We start from the raw sequence: 17,885 nt of genomic DNA, 5'->3' as shown, positions 1-17,885 counted from the left end.
CCTACGAACGAAATCATTTGTTATTATATATAACATGAAGGGTATGAAACTGTCGATACGCACAAATGTTCATTATTTATGTCAAGTATGTTGACATGATTGTCGTGCCATTGTATAGTAGCGGTAACACACCGACAAGGCTTCAGGCTTTGCGGTACTACAATCCAAACTTTCATGAATACAATGGCGTATTCATTTGAAGCGGCAATGAAGCCTGTCTTCGTCTTTTGCGGGAATGCACTAGTGCGTCCTCGCGGAATCCGAAGCCAGGCTTTTTTTATTTTTCCATACAGATTAAGAGCTAGAGAGAGTGGAGAGGAGAATGACAATGGCGGATCGGAAGAAATTGGTGCTGGTTGGCAACGGAATGGCGGGGGTACGGGCAATCGAGCATTTGATCAAGCTCGCTCCGGATGCATATAGCATTACGATTTTTGGCGCGGAGCCGTACCCGAACTACAACCGGATTATGTTATCCTCGGTACTTGCGGGCGGGACGGACATGAAGGATATCATCATTAACGACTGGGACTGGTACGCGGACAATCATATTCAGCTGCATGCCGGGCATACGGTCACGAAGATTGATACGAAGCGGAAAAAAGTGTTCTCCCAGCAGGGGATAGAAGCGGACTATGACGTGCTTATTATGGCAACGGGCTCGAATCCGTTTATGCTGCCTCTGCCGGGCGCGAACAAGGAGGGCGTAATCGGCTTCCGGGATATCCGCGATACCGAGATTATGCAGGAGACTTCCCAAAAATATAAAAAAGCAGCCGTCATCGGCGGCGGCCTGCTTGGACTAGAGGCGGCGCGCGGGCTGCTGAATCTGGGAATGGACGTGCACGTTGTTCATATCAACGGCATTCTGATGAACCGCGAGCTGGATGAGCCGGCGGCACGGATGCTGCAGCGCGAGCTCGAAGCGCAAGGGATGAAATTCCTGCTCAGCAAGCAATCGGCATCCATTACGGGCAGACGCCGCGTGAAGGCTTTGCAATTCGCGGACGGCAGCGAGGTTGAAGCGGATCTTATCGTGATGGCGGTGGGGATCCGCCCGAGCATTGAGTTAGCGAAGGCATCCGGCATTGAAGTCGGCCGCGGGATTATCGTTGACGACTTCATGCGGACGAATATTCCGGATGTGTACGCGGTAGGCGAATGCGCCGAGCACCGGGGGATCGCATATGGCCTTGTTGCTCCTCTGTATGAGCAAGGCGCCGTCCTGGCGAAGCTGCTGGCCGGCGTAGAAACGGAAGGCTACCAAGGCTCCGTTACTTCAACGAAGCTTAAGGTATCCGGCGTTGACGTATTCTCGGCTGGCCAATTTAACGAAGGGCCGGGCACTAGGGCTCTTCGTATTCAGGATGATGTAGCGGGCACGTACAAAAAGATCGTGATCAAGAACGGCAAGCTTGTAGGAGCCGTACTGTTTGGCGATACATCGGACGGTGCCGAGCTGTTCTCGATTATGAAGAAGGGCGAATCGATTGAAGGCAAGGAGAAGGAGCTGCTGCTTGGCTTCTCGCCTGCGGCAGGCGGAGGTGCCTCCTCCGCGGCGGACCGGCTGGCTGCGATGCCGGATGATGAAATCGTCTGCGGCTGCAACGGCGTATCGAAGGGCGCCATTGCCGATACCGTTCAGAATAAAGGCTGCAATACGATGGCCAGTCTCAAAGGCTGCACGAAAGCTTCCGCTTCCTGCGGAGGCTGCAAGCCTCAAGTGGAAGGCTTGCTGAAGCTGTACGCCGGCGATGCGGCGGGCGTTCTGGTGAAGGAAGGTATTTGCGGCTGCACGGAGCATTCCCGTGACGAGATCGTTGCTGCAATTAAAGAAATGCGCCTCATGACGGTCAAGGAAGTCATGAACGTGTTGGGATGGAAGAACGAAGGAGGCTGCACCAAATGCCGTCCGTCGTTGAACTACTACCTCGGCATGCTGTGGCCAGGGGAATACGAGGATCAGAAGGAATCGCGCTTCACGAACGAGCGCTACCACGCGAATATTCAGAAGGACGGCACCTATTCGGTTGTGCCTCGCGTTTACGGCGGCGTAACCACGCCGGCCGACTTGATCAAAATCGCTACCGTCGCAGAGAAGTACGACGTTCCGATGGTGAAGTTCACCGGCGGGCAACGGCTTGACCTGCTGGGCGTGAAGAAAGAGGATCTGCCGAAGATTTGGGAAGAGCTTGATATGCCTTCCGGCCATGCTTACGGCAAAACGCTGCGCACGGTAAAAACCTGCGTCGGCAACACTTTCTGCCGTTTCGGTACGCAGGACTCGATCGCAATGGGGATCCGGATGGAGAAAACCTACGAGCGAATGACGGCTCCGGCGAAAGTAAAGCTAGCCGTATCCGGCTGTCCGCGTAACTGCGCGGAAGCAACGATTAAGGATCTTGGCATTGTCGCGATCGACGGTGCTTGGGAGCTTCACGTAGGCGGTAACGGCGGTATCCATGTCCGTGCGACCGAGCTGCTCTGTACGGTGAAGACGGAGGATGAAGTGATGGAATGGTCCTCGGCTTACCTGCAATATTACCGCGAGAATGCGACATGGAACGAACGTACCGCTCAATGGATTGAACGCGTTGGCCTGGACCATGTCAAGAAAGCGCTCGAGAAGCGGGAAGACCGTCTGGCCTTGGTGGAGCGTCTGGAGAAGACGCTTAGCTACACATCGGACCCATGGAAAGAAATCGTAGAGAACAAAGAGCTGCGCAAAAACTTCGAGCAATTATCCACTCCGCAGCCGGTGCAAGGATAGGGGGAGCTACTATATGGTGACAAAGGTGCTTGTAGCGAAATTGACGGATATCGACGTATTGGGCTCTCGTACGGTGAAGATCGACAACACGGACGTTGCGATTTTCCGCCTGGCAGACGGCAGCGTGAAGGCAGTCGAGAACAAATGCCCGCATAAGGGCGGCAGGTTATCGGAAGGGATGGTGTGCGGCACGGCCGTACACTGCCCGCTGCATGACTGGAAGATTGACCTTAAGAGCGGACGCGTGCATGAGCCGGATGACGGCTGCATCAAGACGTTTGAGACAGAGATTGACCCGGGCAGCGGCGAGATCTTTATCACCTTGTAGAGCAGGTGGATGCTTTCGAAGTATGAATCATCACGATAGCCCGTACACGGGCTATTATAGGAGGAATGGAATATGGACTACGTGAAACCGGCTGAAGTACTGGAATCGATGGTGGAAGCAGGCACGGCAAAGGCGGAAATGAGCGCCCCGCAAATGCTGATGAGGGGGTTTTTGGGCGGCGGCATCCTGGCCTTTGCGACAACGCTCGCCTATACGGCAACAACGCAAACTTCACTCCCATTAACGGGGGCTATTATCTTCCCGATTGGCTTTGTAATCATCGTCCTTTTGGGGCTTGAACTGGTGACCGGCAGCTTTGCGCTTATTCCTCTATCGGTTTTTAAACGGAAAACCTCCGTATCCCGCATGCTGGCCAACTATGGGCTTGTCATTATCGGCCACCTGATCGGCTGCGCGGTATATGCGGCTTTATACGGCATGGCGGTTACGAAGATGGGAACGGATATGTCCAATCCGCTAGCCCAAATGCTGATTCAAGTCAGCGAGACCAAGACATTGGGTTATCAAAAAATGGGCTTCGACGGCATCATTCTCGTGTTCATCAAGGCGATCCTGTGCAACTGGATGGTAACGCTTGGCGTTGTCATGGCCATGACCTCTAAATCGACTTTAGGCAAAATCGTTGCGATGTGGCTGCCGATTCTGATGTTCTTCGAGCAAGGTTTCGAGCATGCGGTCGTTAATATGTTCGTCATCCCTGCCGGCATGATGCTTGGCGCGGACGTATCGGTAGCGGACTGGTGGCTGTGGAACCAAATTCCGGTGCTGCTTGGCAACTTTGTTGGCGGTGCATTGTTTACCGGCTTTATGTTCTATTGGTCGCATAACAAGAAGGCGAAAGACTACGAAAGCACTTCCTCTTCCGCAAAGTCGGGTCTTCCTGCCAAGCCGGCGCTTGCTGCCGAGAAAAGCGGCCTGTAATGCGGGCGGCGGCAGGCAAGGTATACATTGTTGGAGCGGGCCCCGGCGATCCGGAGCTGATCACGGTGAAGGCGATGCGGCGAATCGGGCTGGCGGACGTGATCCTGTACGACCGGCTCGTAAACGAAGAGCTGCTCGCTTACGCCCGCCCGGATGCGGAGCGGGTATACTGCGGCAAAGCGCCTAATGCGCATGCGATGCCACAGGAGCAGATTAATGCAGCGCTTGTCGCTTACGCCAAGCAAGGGAAGACGGTCGTCCGCCTGAAAGGGGGCGACCCCTTTGTCTTCGGGCGGGGCGGCGAGGAAGCGCTGGAGCTGGCGATGCACGGCATCGAATGGGAGATCGTGCCGGGTGTTACGTCGGCCATAGGAGCGGCGGCCTCCGCGGCGATTCCGCTGACGCATCGCGGAAAGGCGGCGTCCTTCGCCTGCGTGACCGGCAATCGCTGCCACGGCGACCAGGAGCCGGTACGCTGGGATTTGCTTGCGCATAGCGTGGATACGCTGGCGATCTATATGGGCGTCAGCCAGCTCGCCGTCATCCGCGAGGAGCTGCTGAAGCACGGCAAGGCAGCAGCTACGCCGGTTGCGATTATTGAGCGCGGCACGACAAGCAAGCAGCGGGTAATTACGGGAACGCTTGCTGACATTCATAAGCTGGCGGTGTCTTTTAAAGTGGTCAACCCGGCGCTGATCATTGTGGGAGAAGTGGTCAGGGTCCGCGAGCAGCTTCTGCTGGCGGAGCAGCAGGCGGAAGCCTGGGTTATGTGATCATTCACCAAAATAGGCGAGGTTTTACAAAAAAACGGATTGACAGTTATTTCTTCGGATGGTAAAGTGACAAATATCTTAAACAAATCGAAAGGAGGATTACGGCATGAATCCAATTGTAGGCGTTCATCAACAATTTAACCAAATGCATACTAAATTTATGAGCGTAATCCATCCGCGCGTCGAATCTCTTTGATCTTTAGGGGTATCCCATTAGAATCAAAGGCGCATGGTTACGTAACCGTAACCGTGCGCCTTTTTTGATGCAGCGGGCCAACTTGTGCCCGATTGCTGCCTTGGAAGAAGCGTATCGTCATTACGGTGCGCTTCTTTTTTTATGGTTTTGTGGGGGAAGATGCTTGGATGGAAACGGGAGGTGTCTAACAGAAACTATGTTTATCGTACTTAAGAAGCTTCGATGGTTTTTCGCAATGAATTGGAAAAGATATACGCTAGCCTGCGTGCTGCTGATCATCACGGGCTTTCTCGACGTCATTCCGCCTTGGCTGATCGGCCATACGATTGACGGAATTCATCAGGGCAGGCTGGACGCTACGGGCTTTATGCAGGTCGTGGCGGGCTGGATCGCCGTAACGGTGGTCGGCTATGCCATCACTTACGTGTGGCATTATAAGCTGTTCGGAGGTGCCTTCGTTCTGGAGCGGCTGCTCCGATCAAGGCTGATGCGTCACTTCCTCAAGATGTCGCCAACCTTCTATGAACGGAACCGGACGGGCGACCTGATGGCCCGTTCCACGAATGACTTGAATGCGGTTGCTACAACAGCCGGATTCGGCATTCTGACGCTGATTGACTCCACTTTCTTCATGCTGACGATTCTTGGCATTATGGCGGCGCTAATCAGCGTTAAGCTGACGCTGGCAGCGCTTCTGCCGCTGCCGTTCATCGCGCTTGCGATGAAGCATTTCGGAGGTAAAATCCATGAGCGCTTTATGCAGTCGCAGGACGCTTTTGGCGAATTGAACGACCAGGTGCTGGAATCGGTATCGGGGGTACGGGTTATCCGCGCTTTCGTGCAGGAAGAAGCAAACCAGGATCAATTCCGCAAGAAAACCGATGAGGTCTTTCAGAAAAATATCGAGGTGGCCAAGATCGATGCGCTCTTCGAGCCAACGATCAAAATACTGGTCGGCCTCAGTTATCTGATCGGCTTATGCTATGGCGGCTATCTCGTATTCCACAGCGAGATTACGCTCGGCGAGCTGGTCTCCTTCAACGTCTACCTCGGGATGCTGATCTGGCCGATGTTCGCGATCGGCGAGCTGATCAACATTATGCAGCGGGGCAACGCTTCGCTTGACCGGGTAGAAGAAACGCTTGGTTACAAGCCGGATGTGCAGGATGCGGAGAATACGATTGACGTGACCTCGCCGGCAACGATTGCTTTTGGCGATGTGACGTTCCGTTATCCGTCGTCGGTGGTAGACAACTTGAGCGACGTGAACATCAGTCTGCGCCAAGGCCAGACGCTGGGTATCGTCGGCCGCACGGGCAGCGGCAAAACAACGCTGCTCAAGCAGCTGCTGCGCGAATATCCGGTTGGCGCCGGCGAGATCAAGATTACCGGCCAGCCGCTTGAGAAGCTGCCGATGGAACGGCTCCTTGGCTGGATCGGCTACGTGCCGCAGCAGCCGATTCTGTTCTCGAAGACGATTCGCGAGAATATTATGTTCGGCAAGAAAGGCGAAACGACGGAAGAGGATATGCAGCGTGCCCTTGCAAGGGCATCCTTCGCCAAGGATATTCAATTCCTGCCGGGCGGGCTGGAAACGATGGTCGGCGAGAAGGGCGTTGCGCTCTCCGGCGGTCAGAAGCAGCGGGTCAGCATCGCCCGTGCGCTTATCGCCGATCCGGAAATATTGATGCTGGACGACGCGTTGTCCGCGGTAGACGGACGGACGGAAGCCGAGATTATCGAAGGCATCCGGACGGAACGCGCCGGCAAAACGACACTGATCACGACACACCGGTTATCCGCGGTGCAGCATGCTGACCACATCATCGTGTTGGACGAAGGACGTATTGTTCAGCAGGGTACCCATGATCATCTTGTGAAGCAGGATGGCTGGTACAGAGAGCAGTATGAGCGGCAGCAGCTGGAGTCGCTGATTGAATCATAGGAAAGAGAGGCGTTTACGAACAATGGGTCAAACAGGTAAACGATTGTTTCAATACGCCATGCTTTATAAAAAACCGATCATCGGAGCGTTAGTTCTGCTCCTGCTGGCCGTATGCGCGGAGCTGGCGGGGCCGTTTATCGCAAAGCGGATGATCGATCAGAATATTCTCGGCATCGAGAAGAGCTGGTACGAGGTTGCGGCGGATGAGCCGTACGCGGTCTCTTATAAAGATAAATGGTATAAACGCGAAGACCACTTCGCAGCCGGCGAGGCTAAAGGCGCCGAGGTGCACCTGCTTCAGGCCGGCAGAAAATTTTACTGGTATGAAGGTACCCTCCCCGCAGTGGAAGGCGTGCGCAAGGTGACGGACGGCCAGATGACCGTCACCGACAAAACAACTGGAGAGAATGCCGCATTCCCGGTTGCTCTGATTTCGGCTAAGGAGCTGTATCAGTTCTACAAGCCGGAAATTCCAAGCCTGATGAAGCTTGCCGGCCTCTATGTCGGACTGCTTGTGCTTGGCGCGGTATTCACTTACGGACAGCGGCTCCTGCTGCAAACATCCGCGAACCGGATTGTCCGGCGCATGCGCAATGACGTATTCGCCCATACGCAGCGGCTACCGGTAAACTACTTCGATACGCTGGCCGCCGGGCAGGTCGTCTCCCGGATTACGAATGATACGGAGGCGATCCGCGAGCTGTATGTCGCGGTACTGGCGAACTTCTTCTCCGCGATCGTATACATGACGGCGATCTACGGAGCATTGTTCCTGCTGGATCCAAGGCTTGCGCTGTTCGCGCTGCCGCTGGTGCCGATCCTGCTCGTCTGGATTAATCTGTACCGACGCTTTGCGGCCCGTTACAACCGGATTATCCGGACGAAGCTGAGCGAGATTAACGCGATGATCAACGAATCCATCCAAGGGATGGCGATTATCCAGGCGTTCCGCCGTCAGAAAGAGACCTTTAAAGAATTCGACGAGCTGAACGAGCATTATTTTACGTATCAGAACAAGCTGCTGAGCTTGAACTCGATTACGTCGCATAACCTGGTCAACGTCGTTCGTAACATCATCTTCCTTATCGTGATCTGGTTCTTCTGGGGCGACTGGTTCGGCGCTGCCATCGGGGTTGGCGTGCTGTATGCGTTCGTCGATCTGATGAACCGGATGTTCCAGCCGATCGTTGGCGTCGTGAACCAGCTGTCCAATCTGGAGACGGCAAGGGTATCCGCGGAGCGGGTGTTTACCCTGATGGATCAGCCGGGCGTTGAGGTTGAACCGGGCAAGATGGAGCGTTACAAGGGCGAAGTGAAATTCGATAACGTTTCGTTCGCCTACAAGAAGGATGAGTATGTATTGAAAAATATCTCCTTCACCGCTCGCCAAGGCGATACGGTGGCGCTCGTTGGCCATACGGGCTCCGGCAAAAGCTCGATTATGAACCTGCTGTTCCGGTTCTATGATTCCAATGAAGGCAGCATCATTATCGACGGCAAAGATGTGCTGGATATTCCGAAGCAGCATCTGCGCCAGCATATGGGCATCGTTCTGCAGGATCCGTTCCTGTTCACCGGTACCATTGCTTCGAACATCAGCCTCAACAATCCGGCGATCAGCCGGGAGCGGGTGGAGCAGGCGCTCCGCGACGTTGGCGCCTACGACATGTTCGCGCAGCTTCCTGGCGGCATCGATGCGGAAGTGATCGAGAAGGGCAGTACGCTGTCCGCCGGCCAACGCCAGCTGATCTCGTTCGCCAGGGCACTCGCTTACGATCCAGCAATCCTGATTCTTGACGAAGCAACGGCAAGCATCGATACAGAGACAGAGGCCATTATTCAAGAAGCGCTGGATGTGCTGAAGAAGGGCCGTACGACGTTTGTTATTGCCCACCGTTTATCGACAATCCGCCAGGCTAATCAGATTCTGGTGCTGGACCGCGGCCGCATCGTCGAACGGGGCAATCACGACGAACTGATGGATCACCGCGGCAAATATTTCGCAATGTATCAGCTGCAGCAAGGCTCGGCTGTTACCGCATCCTAATCGAAGGCCGGATAGGGGAAGGGTTCTCCCCGATTCCGGTCATGCAAAAAGCACCTCCATGCAGCCGGTTGGCTCGATGGAGGTGCTTTTTTTGCTTGCTTTTTTTTATTCCGTCTTGAAGGTATCGATCGCTTTGTTCAGTTCGCCTGCCAGGTTACGCAGCTGAGCGGAGGAGCTGGCAACCTCCTGCATGGAAGCGAGCTGCTCTTCGGAAGCGGCGGCTACGCGCTGGGACTGGATGGAGGATGCTTCGGCGATATGCTCCAGCTGATCAAGCGAAGCCGCGATCTCCTCGCTGCCTGCCGACATTTGCTCGGATGCCGCGGACACTTCCTGAATTTGCGCGGATACCTGGCGGATAGCCTCGTGGATGGAACGGAACGATTCGCCTGCCTGATGGGAGACGGAACTGCCTTCGCGGGCGCCTTCGGCTGCTTTTTCCATCGAGACAACGGCTTCGCTTGTCCGGCTGCTGATGCCGCTCAGGATTTCGCTGATCTGATCCGAGGACTCCTTCGAGCGTTCGGCCAGCTTGCGGATCTCCTGGGCAACAACGGCAAAGCCTTTGCCATGCTCACCTGCACGGGCTGCTTCAATAGATGCATTAAGAGCGAGCAGGTTCGTCTGCTTGGATACTTCGCCAATCATCTCGAGAATGGAGCCGATCTGATTGTTCATTTGCTGCAGCTCCTGCATGACGGTTACCGTTTCGCTGACATTTTGCTCAATAACCTGCATTTGGTTGATTGTCCGGTTAATAACCGTATCGCCGGCATTGGCAAGCTCGGAAGCGTCGGCAGCCAATTCGGATACGGAAGAGGAGGACTCCGCAATCCGCTGGATGCCGACGGTCATCTCGTTCATTGCGCGCTGGCATTCCTGGAAGCTCTGCAGCTGCGTATCCGCTCCGGCGGCAACCTCTTGGATGGCGTGAGCGACTTCCTCGGTAGCACGCGAAGTCTGCTCGGCGCTTTCCTGCATGATGGAGGAGGAACCTGCTACTTCACCGGCGGTAGACCGAATATGGCTGGCCAGCTGACGGAGGCTGGCGATCATTTCGTTAAAGGCATGGGAAGCCTGTCCGATCTCGTTGCCCGTAGTGACCGGTACCGTGACGGTCAGGTCGCCTTTTGCGGCAAGGGCGGCTACTTGGCTGAGACGCTTCAGAGGCCTAATCGCATATCGCACGATCACTACAATGAGGATAATGGCTATTACATCACAGATAATCCCGATGTTGATAACCTGCCACATCCGGCGGTCGAGCTCGGCTTGCACGTTGTCGTAATCGAAGTCGACGCCAAATACCGCGACGGTTTTATTGGAGTTGTCTTTAATCGCCATGAGGTAAGAGACCCATTTCCCCATCTCATCCTCGTAGGTAGCTACTCTGGCGAAGCCGTCTTTCATGGCTTTATCGTAGCCCTTTGCGAATGCCGGGGAGAGAGCGTACGGGGTGCCCGGCGTAATGCCGGCTTGCGTTAACGCACCGGTGCCTTGCAGCGTGGTGAGATAAGTTTTGCCGTCTTTTTCATGCTTGTCCGGTTGCAGAACATAGACGTTGGATACTTGGTCATTGGAGTTCATGGCCTCCAGAAATAAAGATAAGTTGTAAAAGTCCGTGGAGCCCTGCGTTTTTCCGTTTTTTAGCTGCTCCTGCGCGGAGGTGATAAGGTCGATTTTGGCGCTCGTAATATTGCCAAGAGTCTTGACCGTGCGGGACATTTCTTCGAAGTAGGCGTCCTTCTGGTTGCTGCTCGTAATGGATACCATTGCTCCGATCGTAGCTAGAAATAGAAGGGCAAGCACAATGGAGCTGACGAGCGCTAAACTGGTTTTTCTCTTCGTGAACATTTCTTAATCCCTCGTTCTTTATGTAGTTGATCGGCTGCGGGAGCAAAGTTGTATTGGTCTTTGACCAACTGTAACAGCCAAATATTAAATAAGTTCGCGGGGCCATGTTAGAAAAGTATTTGGCATCGGTACTTACTCCTTTTTTCGGCGTATGGGCACCCGGAGTTTAGTTCTGAGACAATTCTAATCTTTGGCAAAGCGCCAAAAACTAGCGATGTTCAAAATCTGTTCATAGAAGAGGGATACAATGGAAGCGCAATTGAAAATCCTGGATGGAAAGGCGGAATATTATGCGTAGAAGCAAAGCAATCGCGGCAAGCCTGATGGCCCTTACCCTTGCGCTTGGAGGGGGATTGGCTTACGCGGCCGGCACTGACTCGTCTGCATCGGCTTCGTCGGCAGCATCGGACCAGGCATCGCCGTCCGGAGGGCAGCAGGATAAGCACGGGAAGTTTGCCGGCAAGCACGGCAGCTTTGCCCAGCTGGCCGGATTGGAGAGCAAGCTGGCGGACTATTTGAAGCTGTCTGCGGAAGAGCTGAAGACCAAGCTCGAGACGTCTACCTTGGCGGAGATTGGGGCAGCGCAAGGCATCAGCCGGGAGGACTTGAAAACGAAGCTGGTGGAATGGATTGACGCAGCAGCAGCGGCTATGCCGAAGAAAGAGGGATCGGCGGCAGAGGGAGATTCGGTTAAGAAGCCGGATAGTTCGGCTATTGCCGAAAAGGTGCTTGATTCGAAAGGTTTTGGGGCAGCCGGGAAAGGCTTTGCGGGCAAAAGGCAAGGGCATGGCGGTGCTTTCGCATTTGGCAATAAAGAAGCACTCGCCAAGCTGCTCGGAATAACGTCGGCGGAGCTTGAGACGGCACTGAAGGATGGTCAGACACTCGCGGCTATTGCGGACAAGCAAGGCGTAAGCTTGCAAAGCGTGATTGACCTTGAAGCAAACGCGGTAAAAGCCAAGCTTGACGAGGCACTCGCAAGCGGCAAGCTTACGCAGGAGGAGTACGATGCGAAGCTGAAAGCGGTCACGGATAGGGTAACGAAGCAAGTAAACGGCGAGTGGGAAGCGCCTAAGGGCGGACGCGGCGCCTTTGAGGGCGGCGCCCACTTCGGCGGCGGCCACGAAGGCAAGCGGCAAGGCGAAGCTGGCCAAGAGGCAGCGCCGGCGGCTTCGAGCTCAACCACGGCATAATAGAAATATGGAATGCGGTACGCGCAGGAATTGCGCGTACCGCATTTTTTGTCTTGCTTGTGGCTGGTGAGGGTGGAGGGTGGATATAGCAGGAAAAAACCTTGTTACAGTGGGGTTAGCATGGTGTTACAGCACCAGTCGCACATCAGTGGCGCGCGCCAACCACCACGTGCAAAGCGCACAAAAAAAAGGACGGGGCAGAAGCTGCTCCGTCCTTTTTTCGCTTAGTTAGGCTTTCAGAACGTCGTGGTCAACGTAACGCTCGCCGTTCAGCTCGCTGATGATGTTGATTGCCACTTTGGCGCCGTCGCCTGCGGTGATAACCGCATGCACGCTAACGCCTGCAACCGTACCCGCTGCCCAAACGCCAGGGATGTTGGTGCGGCCAGCCGGGTCTACATCCGCCACGGTTTTGATGCGCGGCTCCGTGCCCGGTTTGGTCGCTACGCCAATGTGCTCCGCCAGATCCACCAAAGCGCCGGTTGCCAGCAGCACATGCTTCGCCTCGTACGTGCCTTGGTCCGTTACGACGGACAAGCCGCCTTCGATTGGCGATACGCCCGTAACGGTCTCTTCTTTTAGCTCTGCGCCAAGCCGAACGGCTTGCTTCTTGCCTGTATCCACAAGATCGGGGCCGCCAATCTCGGTAATGCCGTAATAGTTCTCGAACCACGCCCGCTTGGTCATGCCTTTGTTGTTCTCGAGCAATAAGGTTTGCTTGCCTGCTTTTGCCGTAAAGATTGCTGCGCTTGCACCGGCAGGACCGGCGCCAATAACGATGATATCGTACATCATTCCAGCCTCCTACGTAACATTAGTAAGTTTCACCAATATTATAAATCCGGCCGGCGGGACAAGCAATCGTTCCATATTTTTCATAAAATTATCAAATTGTTGGCTTTATCTGAGTTGACTGACGACTAATCCTTTTGTTATAGTTCTACTGTCGAATAGTTCTACTATGAAACTAAATGAATTAACGAGAGGGATACACCTATGGTTATAAACAACGATATGCTGGGGCAGATCATTAGGCGTTATGAAGGGGCGCATTTTACGGTGCACCGCCGGTTGACCGCGATGTTCCGCGACCTGATGCCGGAGGATCTGACTTTTGATCAATCCTCTACGCTGCGTTATTTGCGCACCATGGGGGTGTGTACGTCTACCGAGCTTGCTGATGCCTTCTGCGTAGGCAAAAGCTCGATTACCGCCATCATTACGCGCTTATTCGATAAGCAGCTGCTGGAGAGAATTCCCGACGAGAAGGACCGCCGCGTTACGCTGCTTCGGCTGACGGAAGAAGGCCAGCGGATGGCCGATGCGGTTGAAGTCAAAATTCAGGAAGTCATTGCGAAGTACCTGAAGCATTTCAACGAGAAGGAAGCACTTGCGTTTATTGAGACTTATGAAAAGCTGGCCATGGTTATGTCACAGCCGCTGGGAGATGGAGAGGAGTTAGAGAGAAAATGAAGACGGTTATCAAAGCAAGATGGATTCTGCTTGTTGTCTGGATTGCTGTAATGGCGGTGCTTATGCTAAGCGCGCCGAATATGCAGGACCTCGTTCGCGAGAAAGGGCAGGTGAACGTGCCGGACGGCTATTCCTCCACAATCGCTGCGGATATGGAGAAGGCGATCGGCACGAAGGATTCCGGGGGAGGCGGTGCCTCTACGGTACTCGTCTTTCATAAGGACGGCGGATTATCGAATGATGATCTGGCCAGCATACAAGGCGGCATTACCAAGCTGAAGGAGGAAAAAGACGAGCTGCGCATCACTTCGCTGACAACGCATTTCGATACGCCGGAGCTGGCGAAGCAAATGGTGTCGGAAGACGGTTCCACCGTGTTGGCGCTCGTCAACGTGAACCTGGACGGTGCGGAGCTCGCGCAGGTCCGCGATCATCTGTACGACGCGCTTAAAGACGTCAAGATTGAGCATTATTACACCGGCAACTGGCTTATTTCGGAGGACGTTGTCACAAGCTCGCAGGAAGGGCTGAAGAAAACCGAATTTATTACCGTCGGCTTTATTCTTATCATTCTGTTCGTGGTGTTCCGTTCGGCAGTGGCGCCGATTGTGCCGCTTCTAACGGTTGGTTTTACTTACATGGTGACGCAGTCCATCGTTGCTTTCCTAGTCAAATACATGGACTTCCCGCTCTCCAACTTTACTCAGATTTTCCTCGTTGCCGTGTTGTTCGGGATCGGGACGGACTACTGCATTTTGTTGATCAGCCGGTTTAAGGAAGAGCTGTCGCACCGCGGCGGCCATATTCCGGAATCGATTGTAGCTACTTACAAAACAGCAGGCAGAACGGTACTCTTCTCCGGCCTGGCTGTTCTGGTCGGCTTCGCCTCCATTGGCTTCTCGACCTTTATTCTATACCGCTCCGCGGTGGCGGTAGCCGTAGGGATCGCCGTGCTGCTTCTGGCCTTGTTTACGGTCGTACCGTTCTTTATGGCGACGCTTGGACCAAAGCTCTTCTGGCCTTCGAAAGGCTCGCTGGAGCATAAGCCGAGCGGCTTGTGGGGAGCAGTTGGCAGCTTCTCGCTGAAACGTCCGATCTGGGCGCTTGTTATTTTGGCGGTGCTGGTTGTGCCTTTCCTTACGGCATACAAAGGTTCCTTGTCGTTTAACTCGCTCGACGAGATTGGCGACAAATACGATTCGGTCAAGGCGTTTAACATTATTGCGGACAGCTTTGGTCCCGGCGAATCGCTGCCAACGACGGTTGTCATGAAATCCGATAAACCGCTCGATACTTCTGACGGACTTGCGGCGCTTGAGCAGATTAGCCGCGAGCTGGGCAAGGTTGACGGCGTAAAAGTCGTTCGCAGCGCAACGCGCCCGACCGGCGAAGCGATGGACGATTTTCTCGTGTCGGGCCAAGTTGGAACGCTGGAAGACGGACTTGGGCAAAGCAATGACGGGCTTGGAAAAATCGGCTCCGGGCTCTCCGATGCCAGCTCCGAGCTGAGCAAAAACGGGCCAAAGCTGAACGATGCGGCAGCCGGCGCCGGCAAGCTGGTGGATGGCACCAATGCGCTGAAGAGCGGCATCGACCAACTCGGTACCGGGCTGAAGCAGATTGAACGCGGTCTGCAGGACGGTTCCGCTGGGGCCAAAGAATTAACGGCTGGGCTGAAGCAGGCCAGAGCAAGCGCCGATCAGCTTGCGGCTGCAAGCCAGGATCTGCTGAAGGGCTACCAGCAGGCGGGCACGGGATTAACGCAGCTTACGCAGGCTTACCAGTCGGTTGCATCCGAGCAGGCGAAGCTTGCGGACGGATTGTCGAGTCTTGAGCAAGGCATCTCGGGACTTAGCGCAACCCATCCGGAGCTCGCGGAGGATGCGGCTTACCAGCAAGCATTAAGCTCCGTGAAGCAGCTTGGGCAGGAAGCTTCCGGTCTAAGCGGGCAGATGTCCCGGCTTAATGCACAGCTTACCGGCGTAAGCGGCGGGCTGGACAAAGCAAATGCCGGCTACAAGCAAGCCGCTGACGGGCAAGCGGCGCTTGCGGCGGGACTCGCCAAGCTGGCAAACGGTATTTCCGATCTGCAAAAAGGCATTGAGCAGGCGGCGAACGGCCAAGGCCAGATCGTCTCGAAGCTGCCTGGCGTTACGCAGGGTCTGGATCAGCTGTCGAACGGACAGAAGGAGCTGCAGTCCGGTTTTACGGAGCTGAACGGGCAGCTTGGTCAACTGACGGTCGGACTGGATCAAAGCGTCGACGGCTTGACGCAGGTGACGGACGGGTTGTCTTCGGCAAAAGGGTATCTGAATGAGCTGTCATCCTCGCCGAATAAGCAGATGACCGGCTGGTTTATCCCGGATGAAGCGATTAAGAACGACGACTTCCAGCAAGCGCTGAACGTTTATTTATCCGAAGACCGCAACTCGGCGAAGTTTGACGTCGTCTTCAGCGGCAACCCGTACGAAGAGGAAACGATGTCGCGGATTGATGATCTGGAAGCGGCAGTGGGGCGCGGCGTGCAAGGGACTCCTTATGACGGCCATGTCACTTACGCGGTTGGCGGCGTCTCCAGCATGAACAACGATTTGAGCAATATTTCGAACGCGGACTATTCCCGCACGGTTATGCTCATGATTATCGGCATCGCGATTATTCTCATTATCTTGTTCCGTTCCATCATTATGCCGCTGTATATGATCGCTTCGCTGCTCGTGACGTTCTACACGTCGATGGCGATCACCGAAGTTATCTTCGTACGGATGCTGGGGCATACCGGCATCAGCTGGGCGGTTCCGTTCTTCGGTTTTGTTATGCTGGTTGCGCTGGGTATCGACTACAGCATCTTCCTGATGGACCGCTTCAAGGAGTACCGCGATCAGCTGTCCCCAACCGAAGCGATTCTGGCCGCGATGAAAAACATGGGCACCGTCATTATGTCGGCAGCCGTGATTCTGGGCGGTACCTTTGCGGCGATGCTTCCTTCGGGGGTTATGTCGCTCTTGCAGATCGCCACAATCGTGCTCTGCGGCTTGTTCCTGTACGCGCTGGTGATGCTGCCGCTGTTCATTCCGGTCATGGTGCGGATGTTCGGCAAAGCGAATTACTGGCCGTTTATGAAAGAGGATGGAGAGCGGAATGTCCCTTTGAGAGGGCAAGAGGTTCATACCCATTCTAATGATATGTAAAAAAAGCGGCTGCGCCGGGGATAACCCTGGCGCAGCCGCTTTTGCTTGTGGTTTGCTCCGTTGTATTAGATATGCGCCAGCACCGTCCCGCCGTAGACAAAGGCGATACAGATGACGATCGCGGGATGGACTTTTTTACGCTCCATCAGCCAGTAAGCTACGGCCGCAATGCCAAGCGTCTGCCACAGGTTGGTGGAATGAATCGACGTATCGACCATCTGCCAGGTAAGCAGCACCATCATGATAGCGACAACCGGCTGGACAAGCAGCGTCATCCCTTTAACAATCGGGGATTGGCGGTGCTTCTGCAGCAGCTTAAGCAGGAAAATAAGCGCTACGGCGGAAGGTACTATCGTAGCCGCAAGCGCGAGGACCAGGCCGGGCCAGCCGGCAACATCATAGCCTATAAACGCGGCGATCTTGGTCGCGATGGGTCCAGGCAAGGCGTTGCCCAGCGCAAGGATATTCGAGAATTCGGCATCGTTCGTCCAGCCGTAATGCGTGACGATCTGGTTGTACATCAGAGGGATGGAAGCAGGACCGCCGCCATACCCAAGGACGTTGGCAACGAAGAAGCCGATAATAAGGTCGAGCCAGTCCACTATTCGCCGCCTCCTTCAGAGCGCGCGCGCCGTTTGTTTTTCCACTTGGCAACCCAGCCGGCCGCCTTGAAATGGACCGCTCCGTACGCAAGAAAGGCGACGATAACGATCGCATCCTCAATATTAATAATTTGCAGAAGGAGAAAGGCGACCCCAAACATGGCAAAGCCCATCCATTTGCCTAGCCCTTTGACGGCACGGTTCGCGAATTCGTAAGCCATAACCCCGAGCATTACGGCAATGACCGGAATAACGGCGGAGATCATCCCTTGAATGACAGTCGAATCGCTTAGATACTGCACCACCGACAGCAGCGCAATCATGGCGATGGCCGAAGGCAGGATATGGGCTAGAACGGAGACTACTGCGCCAAGCCAGCCCTTGCGTCGGTAGCCGAGGTAGGCGGCCATTTTGGTGGCGATAGGTCCCGGGAGGGCGTTAGCCAGCGCCAAAATCTCGGCGAATTCATCATCATCGATCCAACGATAGCGGGTAACGGCTTCATAACGGATAAGCGGAATAACCGACGGTCCGCCGCCATAGCCTAATACACCGGTTTTGACCATGGCCC

Annotated in this window: 13 protein-coding genes; 9 read left to right on the top strand and 4 right to left on the bottom strand. The window is 54.8% G+C overall.

Features of this window, described 5'->3' with window-relative positions; all coding sequences use genetic code 11:
* The first annotated feature begins 328 nt into the window (after positions 1-328).
* From nirB to WFJ73_RS20705, 6 genes are all read left to right on the top strand, one after another.
* Positions 329-2,770 carry a nitrite reductase large subunit NirB gene (nirB, locus tag WFJ73_RS20730; protein ID WP_336774851.1) on the top strand — a complete coding sequence of 814 codons (2,442 nt, stop codon included), beginning with the start codon at positions 329-331 and terminating at the stop codon, positions 2,768-2,770.
* A gap of 13 nt (positions 2,771-2,783) precedes the next feature.
* Entirely contained in the window at positions 2,784-3,098 is a 315-nt protein-coding gene (gene nirD, locus WFJ73_RS20725; protein ID WP_336774850.1) for a nitrite reductase small subunit NirD, read from the top strand.
* Positions 3,099-3,170: 72 nt separating this feature from the next.
* Positions 3,171-4,040: a formate/nitrite transporter family protein gene (locus WFJ73_RS20720; protein WP_336774849.1), complete on the top strand. Its 870-nt coding sequence runs from the start codon at positions 3,171-3,173 to the stop codon at positions 4,038-4,040.
* The gene (gene cobA, locus WFJ73_RS20715; RefSeq protein WP_336774848.1) at positions 4,040-4,813 is read left to right on the top strand and encodes a uroporphyrinogen-III C-methyltransferase; all 774 of its coding nucleotides are present in this window, start codon (positions 4,040-4,042) and stop codon (positions 4,811-4,813) included. Before WFJ73_RS20720 ends, cobA begins: the two co-directional genes overlap by 1 nt.
* A gap of 392 nt (positions 4,814-5,205) precedes the next feature.
* A complete protein-coding gene (locus tag WFJ73_RS20710; protein ID WP_336774847.1) occupies positions 5,206-6,954 on the top strand; it encodes an ABC transporter ATP-binding protein in 1,749 nt (582 codons plus the stop codon).
* Between the two features lie 22 nt (positions 6,955-6,976).
* On the top strand, positions 6,977-9,001 hold the full coding sequence (locus WFJ73_RS20705) for an ABC transporter ATP-binding protein (RefSeq protein ID WP_336774846.1): 2,025 nt from the start codon (positions 6,977-6,979) through the stop codon (positions 8,999-9,001).
* A 105-nt stretch (positions 9,002-9,106) separates the two neighbouring features.
* Here the strand turns inward: WFJ73_RS20705 and WFJ73_RS20700 are convergent, their stop codons facing one another.
* Complete coding sequence (locus tag WFJ73_RS20700) at positions 9,107-10,855, bottom strand: methyl-accepting chemotaxis protein (protein WP_336774845.1); 1,749 nt, start codon at positions 10,853-10,855, stop codon at positions 9,107-9,109.
* Between the two features lie 290 nt (positions 10,856-11,145).
* Here WFJ73_RS20700 and WFJ73_RS20695 point away from each other — a divergent pair, with 290 nt between their 5' ends.
* Positions 11,146-12,048, top strand: coding sequence for a hypothetical protein (locus WFJ73_RS20695; RefSeq protein WP_336774844.1), 903 nt, complete (start codon positions 11,146-11,148; stop codon positions 12,046-12,048).
* 228 nt (positions 12,049-12,276) lie between these two features.
* On the opposite strand, the gene WFJ73_RS20690 is transcribed toward WFJ73_RS20695, so the two are convergent.
* On the bottom strand, positions 12,277-12,840 hold the full coding sequence (locus WFJ73_RS20690) for an FAD-dependent oxidoreductase (RefSeq protein WP_041613704.1): 564 nt from the start codon (positions 12,838-12,840) through the stop codon (positions 12,277-12,279).
* A gap of 204 nt (positions 12,841-13,044) precedes the next feature.
* On the opposite strand from WFJ73_RS20690, the gene WFJ73_RS20685 reads away from it, so the two are divergent.
* Together WFJ73_RS20685 and WFJ73_RS20680 are read left to right on the top strand one after the other, a co-directional pair.
* Complete coding sequence (locus WFJ73_RS20685; RefSeq protein ID WP_336774843.1) at positions 13,045-13,521, top strand: MarR family winged helix-turn-helix transcriptional regulator; 477 nt, start codon at positions 13,045-13,047, stop codon at positions 13,519-13,521.
* Complete coding sequence (locus WFJ73_RS20680; protein WP_336774842.1) at positions 13,518-16,712, top strand: MMPL family transporter; 3,195 nt, start codon at positions 13,518-13,520, stop codon at positions 16,710-16,712. The genes WFJ73_RS20685 and WFJ73_RS20680 overlap by 4 nt, the downstream gene beginning before the upstream one ends.
* A gap of 65 nt (positions 16,713-16,777) precedes the next feature.
* Here WFJ73_RS20680 and WFJ73_RS20675 read toward each other — a convergent pair whose 3' ends face one another.
* Positions 16,778-17,317, bottom strand: a complete 540-nt coding sequence (locus tag WFJ73_RS20675; protein WP_442955978.1) for a chromate transporter — start codon at positions 17,315-17,317, stop codon at positions 16,778-16,780.
* Positions 17,314-17,880: a chromate transporter gene (locus WFJ73_RS20670; RefSeq protein ID WP_336775074.1), complete on the bottom strand. Its 567-nt coding sequence runs from the start codon at positions 17,878-17,880 to the stop codon at positions 17,314-17,316. The genes WFJ73_RS20675 and WFJ73_RS20670 overlap by 4 nt, the downstream gene beginning before the upstream one ends.
* Positions 17,881-17,885 lie beyond the last annotated feature (5 nt).

Source organism: Paenibacillus sp. MMO-58 (assembly GCF_037146255.1).
Classification (GTDB): domain Bacteria; phylum Bacillota; class Bacilli; order Paenibacillales; family Paenibacillaceae; genus Pristimantibacillus.
Note: the sequence above shows the minus strand (reverse complement) of the source record. Positions and strands in the feature narration are given on the sequence as shown.